Here is a 16103-nt window from a genome sequence, read left to right on the forward strand (position 1 = left end):
GCCTAGACCCGGATCGCCAGCCGCAACCCGCCCCAGTGGCGGCCGTTGACGAAGATCGGGGCAGAGATATCCTTCATCAGCACGAAATTCCCGGCCCCCATGTCACGCCGGTAGGTCTGCACCAGAAAAGGCTCGGTACTGCGGCCCGCGGCAAGCCCGACCCGGTCGTTGAACATGCGGCGATTGCGGCAGTTTGCGGTGTTCCAGTCCGTGTCGCCTGCGCGCTGCGGATGGGAAAATTTGCGGTTGTGGGTCGGAAGATAGCCATTCTCGTCGATCGGTGCACAGAAGGCGATGCGCTCGTCGGACGTGGCGACCGGTTCAAGGATGGCCGGCAGAACTCGATCGGTAAACTCGGTAAAGCGAGTGGTCATCTGAGGCGGATTGCTGCCCGCAATCTGCCGGTACTGCCGATCAAACAGCGCATCCATGCTGATACTGCCGGACGCGACATGCCGCTCGAACACCTCTGAAATCGTCGCTGCGACAGCGCAGGCGGTGCGGATATGGGGGCTGTCAGGCGTTTCAAGCCCGGCGCTCGCCGTTACCTGGATGATCTTCTCAGACACCGAAACGACGGCATCGACGCGGGCCGACGCCGTCTGCAGCGCGCCGCTCGACGTATGGATCTCGCCAGCGATATCCGTCAGTTGCTCGGCAAAGGCGGCATATTGCCGGTCAACGGCATCGGTCGTTCCGGTCACAGAGGATGCGCTGTCGAGGATCGCCGACATGACCTGTTCCATGCTGGCAAAGGAGCCTTGGATCTCGCCTGCCTTTTCCTTGACGCCCTTGGCTGAGGCCGAGGCCTGCTCACCTGCCGACGTCAACCGCACGATGCGGCTGCGCAGTTCGCCAAGCGTCTTCTGAATCGAGGCGGTGGTCTGCGATGTCTGCAGCGCGAGGGCGCGCACTTCGGCCGCGACCACGGCAAAACCCTTGCCGGCGTCGCCTGCCCGCGCCGCCTCGATCGCTGCGTTCAGCGCCAGGAGGTTGGTCTGACGGGCGATCGTGCTGATCTCGCCGGCAAAGCGGTCGACTTCCGACAACGCGCCGGAGAAAGACGAGATTTCCGCGCCGATTTCCCGCGTCGTCGCGACCATGTGGTCGATTTCGGCTAGCGAGCCTTGCAGCCGCTGACCCTGCTCGCCCAGCACCGTGCGGGCGCTGGTGGCCGAAGCGTCGGTTTCACGCAGCGAGCGGGCGACCTCGCCATTGGCGGCGGCAATCGAGCGGGCGGTGGCGGTAACGCTGGAAAAGATATCGACATGGCGGGCAGACAGCGCCGCGGCATTCTGGATCGCCCCGGCAATATCGACAAGATCGATGCCAAGACCGGCGGCTTCGCGCGCCAGATCGGCGATGACGCGCCCGAGGCCACTGGCGCCCGTATCGCTATCGTCCGCGCCCGGCTGAATTCCGGACACAGGTATGCGCAAAGCCGTCGTCACCATCCCAATTCTCTCCTCAACCCCGCTACAACCTATGCGAACAGGGTTAACGAAGCAAAAACGGGAATTTTAGAGGCATGCAACGGACACGGGAAATTCAGAGAGCGCCGATTTCCTTCATTTTTTTCAGCACCTTGTCGCTTGGCTGGCCGGTTTCGGGCAGCCGGTAGTGCTTTTCGAAATGGCGGATGGCCGAGCGGGTCTGCTCACCGGCGACACCGTCGATCGACACGTCGCTATAGGCAAGGTTGGTCAGACCCTTCTGGATATTCATCACCAGTTCGCTGGAGGCAGGAATATCGACCTTGGGGATATATTGCGGATCGATCTCGGCATTGCGGATTGCCGCTGCGACCGGATCGAGTTCACCCTTGCCACCCTTGACGTTCTCATAGGGCCGCTGCGCGGGTTTTGCCGCGGAAGCCGTCTTGCCACCCGTCTGCTGTGCATTGCCCTGTGCGGCGCCTTTTGCCTGCAAGGCTGCCAGCAGCGTTGCGTTTGCCGAGCCCGTCTCCGGACGGCCCGCCTGTTTTTCAAAGCGCAGGATCGCCGCCGAGGTTTTCGGGCCGGTCTTGCCGTCGGCGGGACCGTCGTAGAAGCCCCGGCGCGCCAGTTCCTTCTGGATACCGGCCACAAGCGCTCCGTCGGCCGCAGGTGTCGCTGCAGGCGCAGACTGGATAATCCCGGAAACGGTTTCAGCTTCCGGCTCCGGTTTCGGCTGGTCGATGCTGGCCGTCTGCTCCCCCTCTTCCTCACGCTGGATGACGAAGGTCGTCACCTTACGGGGTGAAAGGCCATCCTCCTCGGCCGCCGCCTTTGCGGTTTGCGGATCGACAAACGGCAGGCGTGTGCGCATGAAGGGTGAAGGATGCGCGCCCGGCTGGTACCACATGGCATTGGCGGCGACGAAACTGAAGGCAACCGCAAACGCCAGCGAGCCGCCGAAGACGCGCGGATTGCGCGACGCCAGGCGGCCGGCGAAGGTCAGGCCGCGCATCGCCAGGCCCGCGGCCATAAGGCCCGCGCCGCGCTGCGCTTTCTTTTTCTTCTCAGGCTGTTTTCGCTTGCGAGCCGTCATGACCAGCACCCCCGTTCATTCCCTCGGCATCCCTCCGGCTCGCTTCCGGAAAGGACTTGCCGTTCGTCTTTACCCGCGTACGCTCCTTCAGGCGCGGCGGAAACTCCACCATTGTCTGTTCCACAGGTTCCTGCTCGTCGATGCCGACAATGCCGGAACCGTCGAGCGCGATCGTTACCGTGATGACGGTGCCCTCGCCCGGACGGCTGCGGATGTTGAATTCTCCGCCATGCAGCGCCACCAGTCCCTTGACCAGCGACAGGCCAAGGCCGGTCCCCTCGTATTTGCGGGTATAGTCGTTCTGGATCTGCACGAACGGCTGTCCGAGCGACGACAGCTTGTTCTCGGCGATGCCAATGCCGGTATCGCTGACGATCAGGTTGAGATTGCTGCCGGCAATTTCTGCGTCGATGGTGACGAGACCGCCGCGATCGGTGAACTTGATGGCATTGCCGACCAGATTGATCAGGATCTGCTGGATCGCACGCTGGTCGGCATTAACCTCTGCAACATTGCGCATGATCCGGCTGGTCAGCTGCACGCCCTTTTCGCGCGCCTGCAGGCCCAGCATCGCTTCGCAGGCGCTGACGGCATCGGCGACCCGGAACGGTTCCGGCATCAGTTCATAGCGGCCAGCCTCGATCTTGCTCATATCGAGCATGGTGTTAACGACCGATAGAAGATGGGCGCCCGACTGGTTGATCAGCGAGACATATTCGCGCTGCCGGTCGTTTTCGAGCTTGCCGAAATATTCCCCCGACAGGATGTCGGAAAAGCCGAGAATGGCATTGAGCGGCGTGCGCAACTCATGGCTGACCGCCGCCAGGAAACGGGTCTTGGCATCGTTGGCGGATTCCGCAAGCCCCGTCTTGTAGATGGCTTCGGCACGCAGCCGCGCCTCTTCGGACACGTCGCGCGACTGGACGAGGATGGCGAATTCGCCGTCGACCTCGCCAAGCGCCGTCATTTCGCAGCGCATGTGGACGAACTGCTCGCCGCCGGCAAAGACGTTGGGATGCTCCAGCCGGATGTCGATGGTCGCCTGGCGATTGCCCTGGCGCAGCGTATCGATGGCCTGCAGAAACAGGATGCGATCGGAGACGTGGATCTGTTCGATGAACCCCCGGCCGCAGGGATTGCGCATCCAGGCCAGATAGGATTCGGCGTCGCGGCCATGCACGGATGTGACCGAGCCGCGGATGTCGTGGATCGTCACCAGACCGGCAAAACAATCATAATGGCGGGCGCCATTATCGATGGGCATTTCCCGGATTTCGACGGCGGCAGGCGTGCGGCCTCGTTGATAGGCAATACCGCCGACGGTTGCGATCAGTGCCGCAGCACCGACTGAAGCCGCGCCGACCGGCAGGGCCAGCGAAACCGGCAAGACAACAGAGAGCGCGAGGGGAACCGTCGGGAACGCAACGAGAGCCGTGGCTGCGACCGCCCGGATAACGGCGAATTCGCGGCTTGCCTCCGGCTCTCCCGCCACCTGGCGGGGCAGCCAAAGGCGCGCGACGTCATCGACACGCGACGCCATCCTGCCAGCAATGTTACGCAATACTCTCAACGTCTGACCCTGTACGCTCGTTCTTTTCCGGAGCCCGTCATGGCTCCATTCTTTATAAGCAAATCATCATGCACGACCGGAAACGGTTTCATTGAACGATCATCTTGCACATCCGAATTTCGCACTGGCGGCTTAATGAAAGGATAAATGAAACTGCGACAAATCCCGCGAAAGGCCTTCAAAGTCCCATTCCGGGACAAATCGCCGGGGCTTTATCTTTTGTGGTTAACGGGGTGTAAGCGCCGGATTTTAGCGGGTTTTTGCTCCCGCGTTAACCTGTGTGGCACCCCCGCCCGCCGTGAGACCCCGCGTTTCGGGGCTTGACCGGAACCGCTTCGCCTTGAACCTTAATAGCGACTGTTAAAATGCACGATAAATGCCATTCAAATGCCGATAATTCAAATTTTATGAAAAGACGGTGCAAATGCCACTGGTTTTGGCAAAGGCATGTTCCGAATCCCTGCCTAAGGTGTGATGACAAGGCGCCAAGGGAGCGAACCCGGCAGAGACCGGACGCAGGTTTGAGCGCCTGACCAAAGGATGGGCAAGACAATGTGGTTTCTGATCAAGGGAACATTCTGGTTTTCGCTGGTGCTGGTGCTCCTGCCGTTTCTCGATCCGGCAAGCACTTCGACACTGGAGCGCGGCCCCAAGGTCGATGTCGGCGATACGGTCTCGGCCGCCACTGAGGCATTCGGCTACATCAGCGCCATCTGCGTCGAAAAGCCGGATGTCTGCGTCAAGGGAACCGAAACCTTCGTCGCACTTGGCCACCGGGCCCGTGAAGGCGCCAAGATCGCCTATCAGTTCCTCGATCAGCAGTTTGCCGAACCGAGCGACGCCGTGACCACCGGCACCGTTGCCGCCGCCCCGCAGCCTACTATCGACGTCACCACCGATCTCGCCACCGCCGAACAGGCCGCCGCGCAGCCGGAGCCCGTCTTCAACAGAATCCCCGTTCCCGAAAAACGCATCGAGCCGAAGGTTTCGGTTGTGCGCTGACACGCACCCGCAGACCACCACGATTTTACAACTGCCTGAACTGCCGATTTTACGGCCGCCGTGAGGAACGCCCACCCCTCACGGCTTTTCTTTTTGCAGTTCTCATTTGCCAATCCATCGCCTATATCAACGGCATGGACCAGTTGCACACATCGCCGATCACCCCGCTTGCCGAAATCATCGACAATTGCGCCTATCTGGACGATTGGCAGGACCGGATGAGCTATGTCATCGAGCTTGGCCGCAAGCTGCCGGAGATGCCGGACGAAAAACGCACGTCTGAAAACAAGGTGCAGGGTTGCGCCAGCCAGGTCTGGCTGGTCACCCATGCCAGCCCGGCGGCAAGCGACCCGATCCTGACCTTCGAGGGCGAATCAGATGCGCATATCGTGCGCGGCCTGGTCGCCATCGTCCTGTCGATCTTTTCCGGGCAGCATGCCTCCGACATCGTCAAGACCGATGCCATCGACCTGTTTAACCGCATGGGACTGATCGAATACCTGACCGCGCAACGCGCCAATGGCCTGCGCTCGATGATCAAGCGGATCAAGGACGAGGCCGCCCGCCAACTGGCCGCCTAAAGCACAATATCGTTCGCCTGCGGGCGATACCCCTCCGCACCCCACGCATGGCTGCGTTTTGCATCCTTGCGTGGTGGCGTATAGTGGCGGGCAAGCGCCATCAGCGCGGTGCGCAGCATCAGCTTGGCCGAGCGCGCAGGCCATTGCCGCTCCCGCTCGACAATTTCCAAGCCCTTCTGGAAGCAGCAGATATCCAGCGCCACACCGCAGAGTTCTGGACCGATCGCCTCCATTGCCTTTCCGACCCGAAACCGCGCCGACATGGCAGAATCGCTGAGATCGGCAGCACCACCCACGCCGCCCCTGGTCTTCGTCGAGAGCCGCGGTTCGTAAACCATGGTCAGCCGTGGCTGCAAATTCGCGCGGGTAAAATCGGCATGCAGCCGCTCACCCGCCGTAATCGCCTCCGGCGGCAGGAAGGGCTGGCCGGATTTCTCTTTCAGCCGCGCGCAAGCACCGAGCGGCGATTCCAGCTGGTTGACCCGAACGGCCTGGCGGACGCCGTCCAGTGCAACGGTCCCGCTCTCGATTTCGCGGTGCTGTTCCTGAAACCCCTCTTCCGGCATCACAAGCGCGCGGCGCAGGAAAGGCAACGCCTCTGCCGTTGCCCGCATGCAACGACCATCAAGGACGACCAGTCCAAGCGAAAGGGCCTGAGCGACCGTGGTTCCGGAAACCGGGCGCGACAACTTGCCCCCGTGCGAACCCTTGCTGTCTGGAACGAGCGTCACGGCCCCCTCTCCGGGCTCCAGCCGGACAGGGGCGTGGGTAACGACAGTGCGAACGAAGCGAACAAGATCCTTTTGCGCGGCGCGTGCGTCCTTTCCGCTTGTGTCAGGCATGGTCGCGTCCTCCCGGTGCACCGAAGAAGCAGGTGACGACGCGCTCCAGCGCGGCGATGAAGTCATCAAAGGCCTGATCGTCGCGCCGGTCCTCGACGACATTGCAGGCATGGCTGACGGTGGTACGGTCGCGGCCGAAGGAATAGCCGATATCGGTCAGCGAAATCTGCAGCACCACATGGCAGACATACATGGAAATCTGCCGGACATGGCAGCTGGTGCGGCGGCGGTCACGCCGGAGCGGCACGCGCTCGCCGACCATCATCACCATCTCCGCCGTCACCTGCCGCACAAGGCGGCACCGGTGGTGGGCGGCAACAGACAGAACCGGGCCCCATGGATCGTCGAGCGTGCCTGAACCGGGCGGCAGGATGGACTGCGTGACCATGCGCGCTCTTGGCGCCGGCAAGGACGGTTTTAGGGACAAGGGCCGATGAAGAAAGTTACTCAGATGCATGGCTCACTCCTCAGATAGGAATTAATTCATACACCCTAGTGTGATTGCGGGGATGAAAGAAAGCGCGCAGCCACAACCATCCGTTGTTTTTCCATGGTTTTCAAGCTTTTTGAGGAAAATAATAGGTTTATTTTCCTCGCCTTCATTTTTTAGCGTCACCGTTGGAGACAAAAAAGCCGGTCTGTGGGAGCCAGACCGGCTTGGAAATTTTACCGCTGATATCCGCGTAACTTACTTGGCGCGGCGCTTGCGGCGCTGGCCGAGGCCCATTTCCTTGGCGAGACGCGAACGCGCTTCGGCATAGGCCGGAGCGACCATCGGATAGTCTGTCGGCAGGTCCCATTTCTCGCGGTATTCTTCCGGCGACAGGGTGTGATGGGTCATCAGGTGGCGCTTCAGCGACTTGAACGTGCCACCGCACTCCAAACAGGTAATCTGGTCATCCTGAACCGACTTGCGCACCGATACGGCAGGCTTCGGCTTTTCGATCACTACAGCGACAGGAGCCGGGCTGCTCGTGTTGTTCAGCGCAGCATGCACATCACCGATCAGCGTCGACAGTTCGGCGACCGGCACGACATGATTGCTGACATAGGCGGCAACGATCTCGGCGGTCAATTCAACCAGTAGATCATGGCCCGAGCCAAGCGGTAGATCCGTCATTTTTTCTTTCTCCTATCGGAATCACTTCAAACGCGCCCGCGACGGGTTTATCGCGAGCACAACCAAACCATTTTGAGAAAGTGCCCGAACATCACGTTTCCCGCCGAGCCAGATGCACTTTGCTTCTGACAGCGACAGAAAACCACGAGAACCGTATAATACTCCTAATTCTTAGGGATTGGAATCCGTTACCAAAGCGCCGGGACAACCCTGCGCCTCAAAGCAACAATCAATAGTCACAACCCATGCTGGAATTTCAGGATGAAGTAATACGAAAATGGACACTTTGCCTTTACTCGATTAGCATCGATCAGGCAAAAGTCCAACCATAATTTATGCGAGATTTAGCCTCTTGATCTTTAAGAGTCGCGCATATCGCCGCGCAAGCGGAAACATTACGATACATCCGGCCGCAGAGGCTGTGCAGCTTGGCAAGTAATTGGCATTTTACTTGGTATTAACCACATTGTTTCCAGCATTACCAAGAACCGGCCGGTAGACATTCTAGGGAGAAACCCCGGTGTGCGGCATAGTAAGCCGACGCACCCGATCAGAATCGCCCGGACGCATGCATCGCGGCAGAATGCGTTCGATTAAAGGCACGGCGTATCAGAGGCTACGCGATTTCTGCGGAGACGGCTGCGGCATCTGGTCCGTCACCGACAGATTGGTCAGACGATACCCGGCCTGATGGGCGGCCTTGGCAAGCAAATGGGCCGAGAGCGGCGCAGTCAGCAGGAAGAAGGCGAAACCGGCGAGCGCGCGCAGCAGGATGGCGATATCCATCGCGTGGATACCGGCGGCAAGCAGCAACAGACCGGAGCCGATCGTCCCCGCCTTGGAGGCTGCGTGCATGCGCGTGTAGAGATCGGGGAAACGCAGCACACCCAACGCTGCCAGAACGCTGAACAGCGAGCCGATCACCAGGAGCGCGCTGACCACGAGCACCATCGCCATATCGGGATCAGTTGCCATTACCGCCCCACCTTCTTGTTGCGCCGGACCGGCTTGACGCGCTTCGCCTTCTGCGCCGCTGGAAGCGGGCGCCCTGCCCCACCTTGCTTTTCCGGAGAAAGCCCCCGCGCCAGGATGAACCGCGCAAAGGCGACCGTTGCCAGGAAGCCGACAAGGCTGAGCGCAATGGCGATATCGACATAGAGATTGAAGCCGCTCTTGATGGCAAGGACTGCGATCAGGCCGATGGCGATCGCCACCAGCATGTCGAGACCGAGCACCCGGTCGGGCAAGGTTGGTCCGCGCAGGATCCGCACCACCGTCAGCAATAGGCCAAGCGACAGCGCGGCAAGCGCGAAATAGATCGAAGAAGACAGGATGGCGGCGGCGCTCATAGCGGAAAGGCCTCCCGAATGCGGCGTTCGAAGCCGGTGGAAATCGCCCGCTTCTCAGCCGCCGGATCATGGCAATCAAGCGCGTGGACATACAGCGTCTTGCGGTCTTCCGAGACATCGACCGACAAAGTGCCGGGTGTCAACGTGATCAGGTTGGCAAGCAGCGTGATTTCGAAATCGCGCGTCAACGTCAACGGAAAGGCGAAAATGCCCGGCCGCAACTGCATATCGGGCCGAATGACGAGAAGCGCCACCTTGATCGCCGAGAGCGACAACTCCTTGAAGAAGACAGCGGTCAGGACCAAGAGCTTGACGGGATTGACGCGGTGACGGGCAGCGGCAAACTGTTCGCGCACCAGACACAGCGACAGCGCGCCCACGGCAAGACCCAGCAGCAGGTTGGGAATGGTGAAACTGCCCGACACGGCCGCCCAGGTCAGCATCAACAACACGTTGACCATGAGGAATGTCATGACGCACCTCCCGCCGGAAAGACCGAATTGAGATAGGCGGATGGCTCGCTGAGCGTCGATGCTGCCTGCTGGACGAGGTTGAGCAGGGTTTCGGGAAGGAGCCCGATAAGAATGCTCAGTGCCGTCAGGACCAGGAGCGGCAACAGGGCGGTGAATGCCAGCGGCTGCGGCACTGCCGCCGCCGGCGCATCAGCTGGTCGCCAATAGGAAAGCAGGAACACCCGGCCCGTGGCAATCGTGGTGAGAAAGCCGGACAAAAGCAAGATGGCCGCCAGCCACGAAACACCTCCATCGATGGCAGCCTTGACCAGCATCACCTTTGGCCAGAAGCCGGAAAACGGCGGCAGGCCGGACACCGAGAAGAACAGCATCAGCGACAGCGCCGTAAACAGCAGATAGTGACGGTAGAGTCCACCGGCGGGCCCGAGCGAAAAATCGCCACTCAACCGGGCGGCAAGACCGGCTGCCAGATAGAGCGCCGTCATCACCAGCATGGAATGCAGCGCATAGAAAATCACCCCACCGATCGCCTCCGGCCCGCCGATGGCGATACCGGCCAGCATGGCGCCGATACCGGAGATGACGAGATAACCGAGCAGACGTCGGGTATCGTTTTGCGCCAGCGCCCCCAGCGAACCGGTGAGCATGGTCAGCGCCGCGACAATCGCCAGCGCAAGGCTCAACTGTTCAATCTCGGCCGGAAACAGCATGACCCCGACACGGATCAGGGCATAGATGCCGACCTTGGTCAGCAGGCCGGCAAACAGCGCCGACACGACAATGCGCGGCGTATGATAGGAGGCCGGCAGCCAGAAATTCACCGGGAACGCCGCCGCCTTCATCGAGAAGGCGAGAAGATAGAGCGCCGTCAGCGTCACCAGCGGCGCTTGCGCCTGCAAGCCCGGGGCCTTGGCCGCGATGTCGGCCATGTTGAGCGTGCCGAAGATGCCGTAGAGATAACCGGTGGTGATCAGGAACAACGTAGTGGCAACGAGGTTGAGAAAACCGTATTTCACCGCGCCATCGATCTGCTCGCGCTCGCCCCCCAGCACGAGAAGCCCGAAGGACGAGATCAAAAGCACCTCGAACCAGACATAGAGGTTGAAGACGTCGCCGGTCAGAAACGCGCCGCTAACACCCGCCATCAGCAGCAGCAGGAAAGGGTAAAAACCGTAGCGCCTGCCGCTGGCATTGACATCGTCGATGGCGGCGGCCGCACCGACCAGCGCCACCACGGCCGATGTCAGCGCAAACAGCGCACCGGTCAGATCAACCGTGAACGCGATGCCGAACGGCGGCAGCCAGCGGCCCATAACCATCGTCACCGGCCCGCCTTGCGCGACATGCCACAGAAGGGCGGCATCGAGCAGGACAAGAACGGCAAGCCCGGCGATCGCCACCAGCGGCTGCGCCACGCCCTTGTGGCGGATCATCATCAGGATCGCGCCGATCGAAATGCACCAGGCGACCGGCAGTATCACCAGCCAGTCGAGCGCTGCCACCGGCTGAAGAACCAGGGCTGCGGAGAGATCGGCAGGGGAAGAGGAAGCGGCCATGTCTGTCAGTATCCGAGCGGCGGCGGCTGGACATCGTCCGGCTCGGCCACGCGCATAATATCGGTGTTGTCCGTTCCAAGAACGCTGTAGGCGCGCCAGGACAGCACCAAAAGGAAAGCGAAGAACGAAAAGGAAATGACGATTGCCGTCAGGATCAGTGCCTGCGGCAGCGGATTGGCGGTCACACCGGCGGGAACATCCAGCCCCGCCCCAATCACCGGCGGTACCTCGCGCAGGATACGGCCGCTGGTGAAGAGCAGAAGGTTGACCGCATTGCCGAGAATGGCAACGCCGAGCAAGATGCGGATGATGAACTTCGACAACAGCAGGTAAACGGCAACGGCGAGGAAAATGCCGGTCAGAACGGCGAAAACAGGTTCCATCAGTCTTCCCCCCTTTCCTCGAGCGACAGGGCAATCGAGGTGACCGCGCCGACCACGACCAGATAGACGCCGATATCGAAAGTCATCACGCTCGACAGCGGAATCTCTTCGCCGAAAACCACCGGATAGACCCACAGCCCGGTCATGAACGGTACATGGAAAACCATCGACAACAGGCCGGACAATGTCGCCAGCAGCAGCCCGGCCCCGGCGATCGACAGCGGATGAAAGACGATGGCGCGCCGCACCGTCTCGCCGCCAAAGGCGATGCCATAGATCGACAGGGCGGCAACGGCGATCAGGCCGCCGATGAAGCCTCCGCCCGGCTCATTATGGCCGCGCAGCAGCACGAAGATCGAGAACAGCATCATGACGCTGGTGATGACTGGCGTAATGGTCCGGAAGATCAGCGATTTCATCGGCCGGCCTCCTCCGCGTCGGGATCATTGTCGGCGATGCGGCGCATCGATCCGGCCCGCAGGCGCACGAGCGACAGAATGGCCAGCCCGGCGATCATCACCACGGCAATCTCGCCCAGCGTATCGGTGCCGCGGAAGTCGACGATGATGACGTTGACGATATTGGCGCCGTGGGCGATGGTTTTCGAATATTGCGCGAAGAAATCAGACAACGCCGTGTCGAACGGCACCTGTGTCACCTTGAGCAACAGCAGCCCGGCGCCCAGCCCGCAGGCAATGGCGATCGCTGCATCCGGCAGGGTCTCGCGGAACGGACGATGATCGGACGGCGACAGCCTCAACCGTGTCATCACCAGCGCAAGGATCACCACCGCCAGCGTTTCGATCATGAACTGGGTGAAGGCCAGATCCGGCGCGCCGTAGAGCAGGAAGATGACCGCGACCGAGAAGCCCTGAATGCCGAGCGAGACGATTGCCGTCAGCCGGTCCTTGGCGAGAACGACGGCAAATAGGCCGATCACCGCGATGACCATGATCGCCAGTTCGTGCAGAGGAATGGACGGGAAGACCGGCGCCAGCGCCAATTCGCCGAAGACGAACGGCGGCACGAGCAGAACGGCCGCAATCGCTGTGAAAGTCATGGTCATGTAACTGTCCAGCCTGCCATTCTGCAGCCGCCGGGTCACGGCGAAGGAAAAGCGCACGAGACCGCGGATAGCCTGATCGAAGCCACGGTCCGGCCCCCAGCCGATCCAGGCGAGAACGGACGCGACGCCTGCCCTCACCCGCGCCAGGCCAAGGTAAAGTGCAATACCGATAACGCCGGTGATGCCGGACAGTGCCAGCGGAACGCCGATATGCGGCACAAGCGAAATGGTGATCACGCGCGGCTCGCCGGCGATAGCGGATGCCATCGGGGTGGAGATCAAGGCGTGTCCGGCCGCCGATAGCACGGCCGCGACGAGACCGGCCAGCGCCAGCACGGCCGGGCCAAGCCAGAGCAGCACCGGTGCTTCATGCGGGTGCTTTGGCGTTGCCACCAGCTTTCCGGAAAACGGCTTCAGCGCCACAGCGAAGGCGATGGCAAACATCAGCGCGTTGCCGGTGATCACAAGAACCGCAAAAACGATCGAACGAGGATCAGACGACGACAGAGCGGCATAAACCTCTTCCTTGGCCAGAAAGCCGAAGAAAGGCGGCAGGCCGCCCATCGAGATGGCGGCAGCAAGCGCAATTGCGAATGTCAGCGGCATAGCAGTGCGCAGCCCGCCGAGACGGGTAACATCGCGGGTGCCGGTCTCGTGATCAATGATGCCCGCCACCATGAACAGGGCGCCCTTGAACAGCGAATGCGCAACGAGATAGAGCACCGCCGCCTCGATGGCATAGGGCACGCCGAAACCGGTTAGCATCACCAGAAGGCCGAGCGACGACATTGTCGTATAGGCGAGCATCAGCTTCAGGTCCGTCTGGCGCACCGCGAGAAGCGCGCCGATGACGAGGGTCGCGGCACCGAATACCGGCAGAATAAGCTGCCACTCCGGCGTATCCCCCAGCACGGGGTTGAGCCGCATCAACAGATAGACCCCGGCCTTCACCATGGTCGCCGAATGCAGGTAGGCGGAAACCGGTGTCGGCGCTTCCATGGCGTTCGGCAGCCAGAAATGGAACGGAAACTGCGCCGATTTGGTGAAGGCGCCGCCCAGCACCAGTACGAGCGCTGCGAGATAAAGCGGGCTTGCCTTGACCATCGGACCAAGAGACATCAGCGCCGAGAACTGGGTAACACCGGAAATGTTCCAGAGCACGATCAGACCGGCGAGCAGAAACAGCCCGCCGCCGCCGGTAACGACCAGCGCCTGGAAGGCGGCACGGCGCGCGGCTTCGCGATGATGGTCAAAGCCGATCAGCAGGAACGACGTGATCGACGTCAGTTCCCAGAAGACGAACAGCATCAGGAAGCTGTCGGACGCGACGAGGCCGAGCATCGACCCCATGAACATCAACAGGAACGAGAAGAACCGGCCCTGATGCGCATGGCCCTTCAGATAGCCACCGGCATAAAGAACGATCAGCGCGCCGATGCCCGAGATCAGCAGGATGAAACTCAGCGACAGGCCATCGATCAGCCACGAAAACCGGACATTGAAGGACGGCACCCAGGTGTAGCCGCCGGTGATGGGGGTGCCTTGCGCGATTTCCGCCGTAAAACCGGCAAAATGGACAAAGATCGCCGCCGGTATGAGGGCCAGTACCCAGGCGGCATTGTGGCCAAGCATTCGTGTCAGCAAAGGCGCAAAAAGCGCCCCCAGGAAAGGAAGGCAGAGGGCCAGAAATGTCAGGTCGGTGACATTCATGGGTCAGCAGGTTCCTTTCGTGGATAGATGGCGAAAAGCGGGAACGGCGGCAAAGAATGCCGCAGCGTCTACCGTTGGGAATAAGGCAAGCGATGGGTAAACTCAAGGTTACGACGGGATATACAAGCCCTTGTGCCCAGTTGCTGACGCAAAACACTCACGGCATCCAGATACCAATTTTAACGCCGGGCCAGTAACGGCAATTGCCGCAGTGCAAGTTCGTCCTATGTCCTGCGCCATAACGTCACGGAGAGGCCGATGAACGAGAAAAACACCCTGAAAGTCGAGAAAACCGATACCGAATGGCGGGAGCTTTTGACCCCGGAGCAATACCGGATCACCCGGCAGCACGGCACCGAGCGCGCTTTCTCAAGCCCGGATTTCGAAATCAGCAAAACAGGCACCTATCGCTGCGTCTGCTGCAACCGGCCGCTCTATCGTTCGCAGACGAAATTCGATTCCGGAACGGGGTGGCCAAGTTTCTTCGAGCCGATATCCATGGAAGCGGTGACGGAGCATCACGACGTCTCCTATGGGCTGAGCCGGACGGAAATTCGTTGCGCCGATTGTGACGCCCACCTCGGCCATGTCTTTCCCGACGGTCCGCCGCCGACCGGCTTGCGTTATTGCATGAATGGTGTTGCGCTGACATTCGAGCCGACTTAGTCGGCCGATGGAGAAATGGAGAAACAGTTTTGAGATATGCGTTGCTGCTGATCGCCAGCTTTTGGGCCGCAATCCCCGTTCTGGCGGCGGACGGGTGGGTCCGTTATTCAAATCCGCGCTTCGACTACAGCGCTGACGTGCCGCCCGGTTTCACATTGGCGCAGGAAAGCGACAATGGCGATGGCGCAACATTTGAATCAAGGGACGGTGCCAGGTTGTTGATTTTCGGCGCTTTTGTCGAAGAGGGGGCATTCGCTGCCGATATCCGGCAACGCATGGCGTGGGACATGCAGGAAGGCTGGCACATTACCTATGAAAAAGTGACACCAGGATGGGCCAGTTATTCCGGTGCCAAAGGTAGCGATATTCTGTATTCCCGCGCCGTCGCTTTATGTGACGGGAGTGCTGCCTATTTCCAGCTGACATATCCGCGCAAAGCACTGAAGGCCTATAACAACCTTGTCGGCCGCATGGCCAAATCCCTGCGCCCCGCGACCGGATGCAATCAGGCGCCGGCATCGGCACCGGGCGCTGCGCCGAATTGAAAGGGGTCAGGCCCATAACAGAGAGATTTTTATGAACCATTTCGTGGTGATTTCAGGCTGCTCGGGCGGTGGCAAGTCCACCTTGCTTGCAGCGCTTTCCGCTCGGGGATATGCCGTTGTCGAGGAACCGGGCCGGCGCATTGTCGAAGACGAGGCGAAGGGCAACGGATCTGCCCTGCCCTGGGTCAACATGACCGCCTTTGCCCGCCGCGCCGTCGCGATGGCACTTGAGGACCGGAATGCCGCTGGTAGATACCAAGGCTGGGTGTTCTTCGACAGGGGGCTGGTCGATGCCGCCGCAGCACTCGAACACGTTACCGGCGAACCGGCATTGGCGAAGTTCTGTCAGGCGCATCGTTATCACAAACGGGTTTTCCTGGTGCCGCCCTGGCCGGAGATTTATGTGACCGATCCCGAGCGGCGGCACGGCCTCGATGCGGCGGTGGCGGAATACGACCGCCTCCTCAGAGCCTATAGCCTGCTTGGCTATGACATCTGCATCCTGCCGAAGACCGGCATTGCCGAACGGGCGGATTTTGTTTTGCAGACGCTCGCGGCTGACGAACCAGCACTGTAACAAATCGCTACCAGAACCTTGAGCCTGCGACACTCAAGCAGCAGCCCGCGCGCTACGCCGCTGGCGGAACTCCCCTCACCTTTCACTCACGCCCGGATTGCGCCGGGTGTATACTTGCGCCGTCTATCGCAGCG

The 16103-nt window shown here is 60.9% G+C and carries 18 protein-coding genes; 5 read left to right on the plus strand and 13 right to left on the minus strand.

The features are described 5' to 3' along the window. Positions 1-2 precede the first annotated feature (2 nt). From ASD36_RS01375 to ASD36_RS01385, 3 genes are all read right to left on the minus strand, one after another. A complete protein-coding gene (locus ASD36_RS01375; RefSeq protein ID WP_060508684.1) occupies positions 3-1454 on the minus strand; it encodes a methyl-accepting chemotaxis protein in 1452 nt (483 codons plus the stop codon). 94 nt (positions 1455-1548) lie between these two features. Next, positions 1549-2529, minus strand: a complete 981-nt coding sequence (locus tag ASD36_RS01380) for a peptidoglycan-binding domain-containing protein (protein WP_060503680.1) — start codon at positions 2527-2529, stop codon at positions 1549-1551. Continuing rightward, entirely contained in the window at positions 2501-4099 is a 1599-nt protein-coding gene (locus ASD36_RS01385) for an ATP-binding protein (RefSeq protein WP_164491953.1), read from the minus strand. The genes ASD36_RS01380 and ASD36_RS01385 overlap by 29 nt, the downstream gene beginning before the upstream one ends. A 552-nt stretch (positions 4100-4651) precedes the next feature. Here ASD36_RS01385 and ASD36_RS01390 point away from each other — a divergent pair. Next, positions 4652-5101, plus strand: coding sequence for a DUF5330 domain-containing protein (locus ASD36_RS01390; protein WP_060503824.1), 450 nt, complete (start codon positions 4652-4654; stop codon positions 5099-5101). A 158-nt stretch (positions 5102-5259) separates the two neighbouring features. Then, a complete protein-coding gene (locus ASD36_RS01395) occupies positions 5260-5682 on the plus strand; it encodes a SufE family protein (RefSeq protein WP_082512073.1) in 423 nt (140 codons plus the stop codon). Here ASD36_RS01395 and ASD36_RS01400 read toward each other — a convergent pair. The 10 genes from ASD36_RS01400 to ASD36_RS01445 form a co-directional block, all read right to left on the minus strand. Next, positions 5679-6524: a DUF6456 domain-containing protein gene (locus ASD36_RS01400; protein ID WP_060503683.1), complete on the minus strand. Its 846-nt coding sequence runs from the start codon at positions 6522-6524 to the stop codon at positions 5679-5681. The two genes, ASD36_RS01395 and ASD36_RS01400, sit on opposite strands and share 4 nt — an antisense overlap. Continuing rightward, on the minus strand, positions 6517-6795 hold the full coding sequence (locus tag ASD36_RS01405; RefSeq protein WP_060503825.1) for a helix-turn-helix domain-containing protein: 279 nt from the start codon (positions 6793-6795) through the stop codon (positions 6517-6519). Before ASD36_RS01405 ends, ASD36_RS01400 begins: the two co-directional genes overlap by 8 nt. A 417-nt stretch (positions 6796-7212) precedes the next feature. Beyond that, positions 7213-7644, minus strand: a complete 432-nt coding sequence (locus ASD36_RS01410) for a MucR family transcriptional regulator (protein WP_060503684.1) — start codon at positions 7642-7644, stop codon at positions 7213-7215. A 609-nt stretch (positions 7645-8253) separates the two neighbouring features. Beyond that, entirely contained in the window at positions 8254-8601 is a 348-nt protein-coding gene (gene mnhG, locus ASD36_RS01415) for a monovalent cation/H(+) antiporter subunit G (protein WP_060503826.1), read from the minus strand. Between the two features lie 17 nt (positions 8602-8618). Continuing rightward, complete coding sequence (locus ASD36_RS01420; protein WP_060503685.1) at positions 8619-8993, minus strand: cation:proton antiporter; 375 nt, start codon at positions 8991-8993, stop codon at positions 8619-8621. Then, positions 8990-9466: a Na+/H+ antiporter subunit E gene (locus ASD36_RS01425; RefSeq protein WP_060503686.1), complete on the minus strand. Its 477-nt coding sequence runs from the start codon at positions 9464-9466 to the stop codon at positions 8990-8992. Before ASD36_RS01425 ends, ASD36_RS01420 begins: the two co-directional genes overlap by 4 nt. Then, complete coding sequence (locus ASD36_RS01430) at positions 9463-11022, minus strand: Na+/H+ antiporter subunit D (protein WP_060503687.1); 1560 nt, start codon at positions 11020-11022, stop codon at positions 9463-9465. Before ASD36_RS01430 ends, ASD36_RS01425 begins: the two co-directional genes overlap by 4 nt. A 5-nt stretch (positions 11023-11027) precedes the next feature. After that, on the minus strand, positions 11028-11405 hold the full coding sequence (locus ASD36_RS01435) for a Na+/H+ antiporter subunit C (RefSeq protein WP_060503688.1): 378 nt from the start codon (positions 11403-11405) through the stop codon (positions 11028-11030). Next, the gene (locus ASD36_RS01440; protein WP_060503689.1) at positions 11405-11824 is read right to left on the minus strand and encodes a Na(+)/H(+) antiporter subunit B; all 420 of its coding nucleotides are present in this window, start codon (positions 11822-11824) and stop codon (positions 11405-11407) included. The genes ASD36_RS01435 and ASD36_RS01440 overlap by 1 nt, the downstream gene beginning before the upstream one ends. Beyond that, complete coding sequence (locus tag ASD36_RS01445) at positions 11821-14181, minus strand: putative monovalent cation/H+ antiporter subunit A (RefSeq protein WP_060503690.1); 2361 nt, start codon at positions 14179-14181, stop codon at positions 11821-11823. The genes ASD36_RS01440 and ASD36_RS01445 overlap by 4 nt, the downstream gene beginning before the upstream one ends. A 258-nt stretch (positions 14182-14439) precedes the next feature. Here ASD36_RS01445 and msrB point away from each other — a divergent pair, with 258 nt between their 5' ends. The 3 genes from msrB to ASD36_RS01460 are packed head-to-tail and all read left to right on the plus strand — an operon-like array spanning position 14440 to position 15969. Continuing rightward, on the plus strand, positions 14440-14847 hold the full coding sequence (gene msrB / locus ASD36_RS01450) for a peptide-methionine (R)-S-oxide reductase MsrB (RefSeq protein ID WP_060503691.1): 408 nt from the start codon (positions 14440-14442) through the stop codon (positions 14845-14847). A gap of 29 nt (positions 14848-14876) precedes the next feature. Continuing rightward, positions 14877-15392, plus strand: coding sequence for a hypothetical protein (locus ASD36_RS01455; RefSeq protein ID WP_060503692.1), 516 nt, complete (start codon positions 14877-14879; stop codon positions 15390-15392). Positions 15393-15423: 31 nt separating this feature from the next. Continuing rightward, positions 15424-15969 (plus strand): AAA family ATPase, encoded by a 546-nt coding sequence (locus ASD36_RS01460; protein WP_060503693.1) that lies wholly within the window; start codon positions 15424-15426, stop codon positions 15967-15969. The last annotated feature ends 134 nt before the right edge of the window (positions 15970-16103 follow it).

Source organism: Rhizobium sp. Root1334, assembly GCF_001426665.1.
Taxonomy (GTDB): domain Bacteria; phylum Pseudomonadota; class Alphaproteobacteria; order Rhizobiales; family Rhizobiaceae; genus Pararhizobium.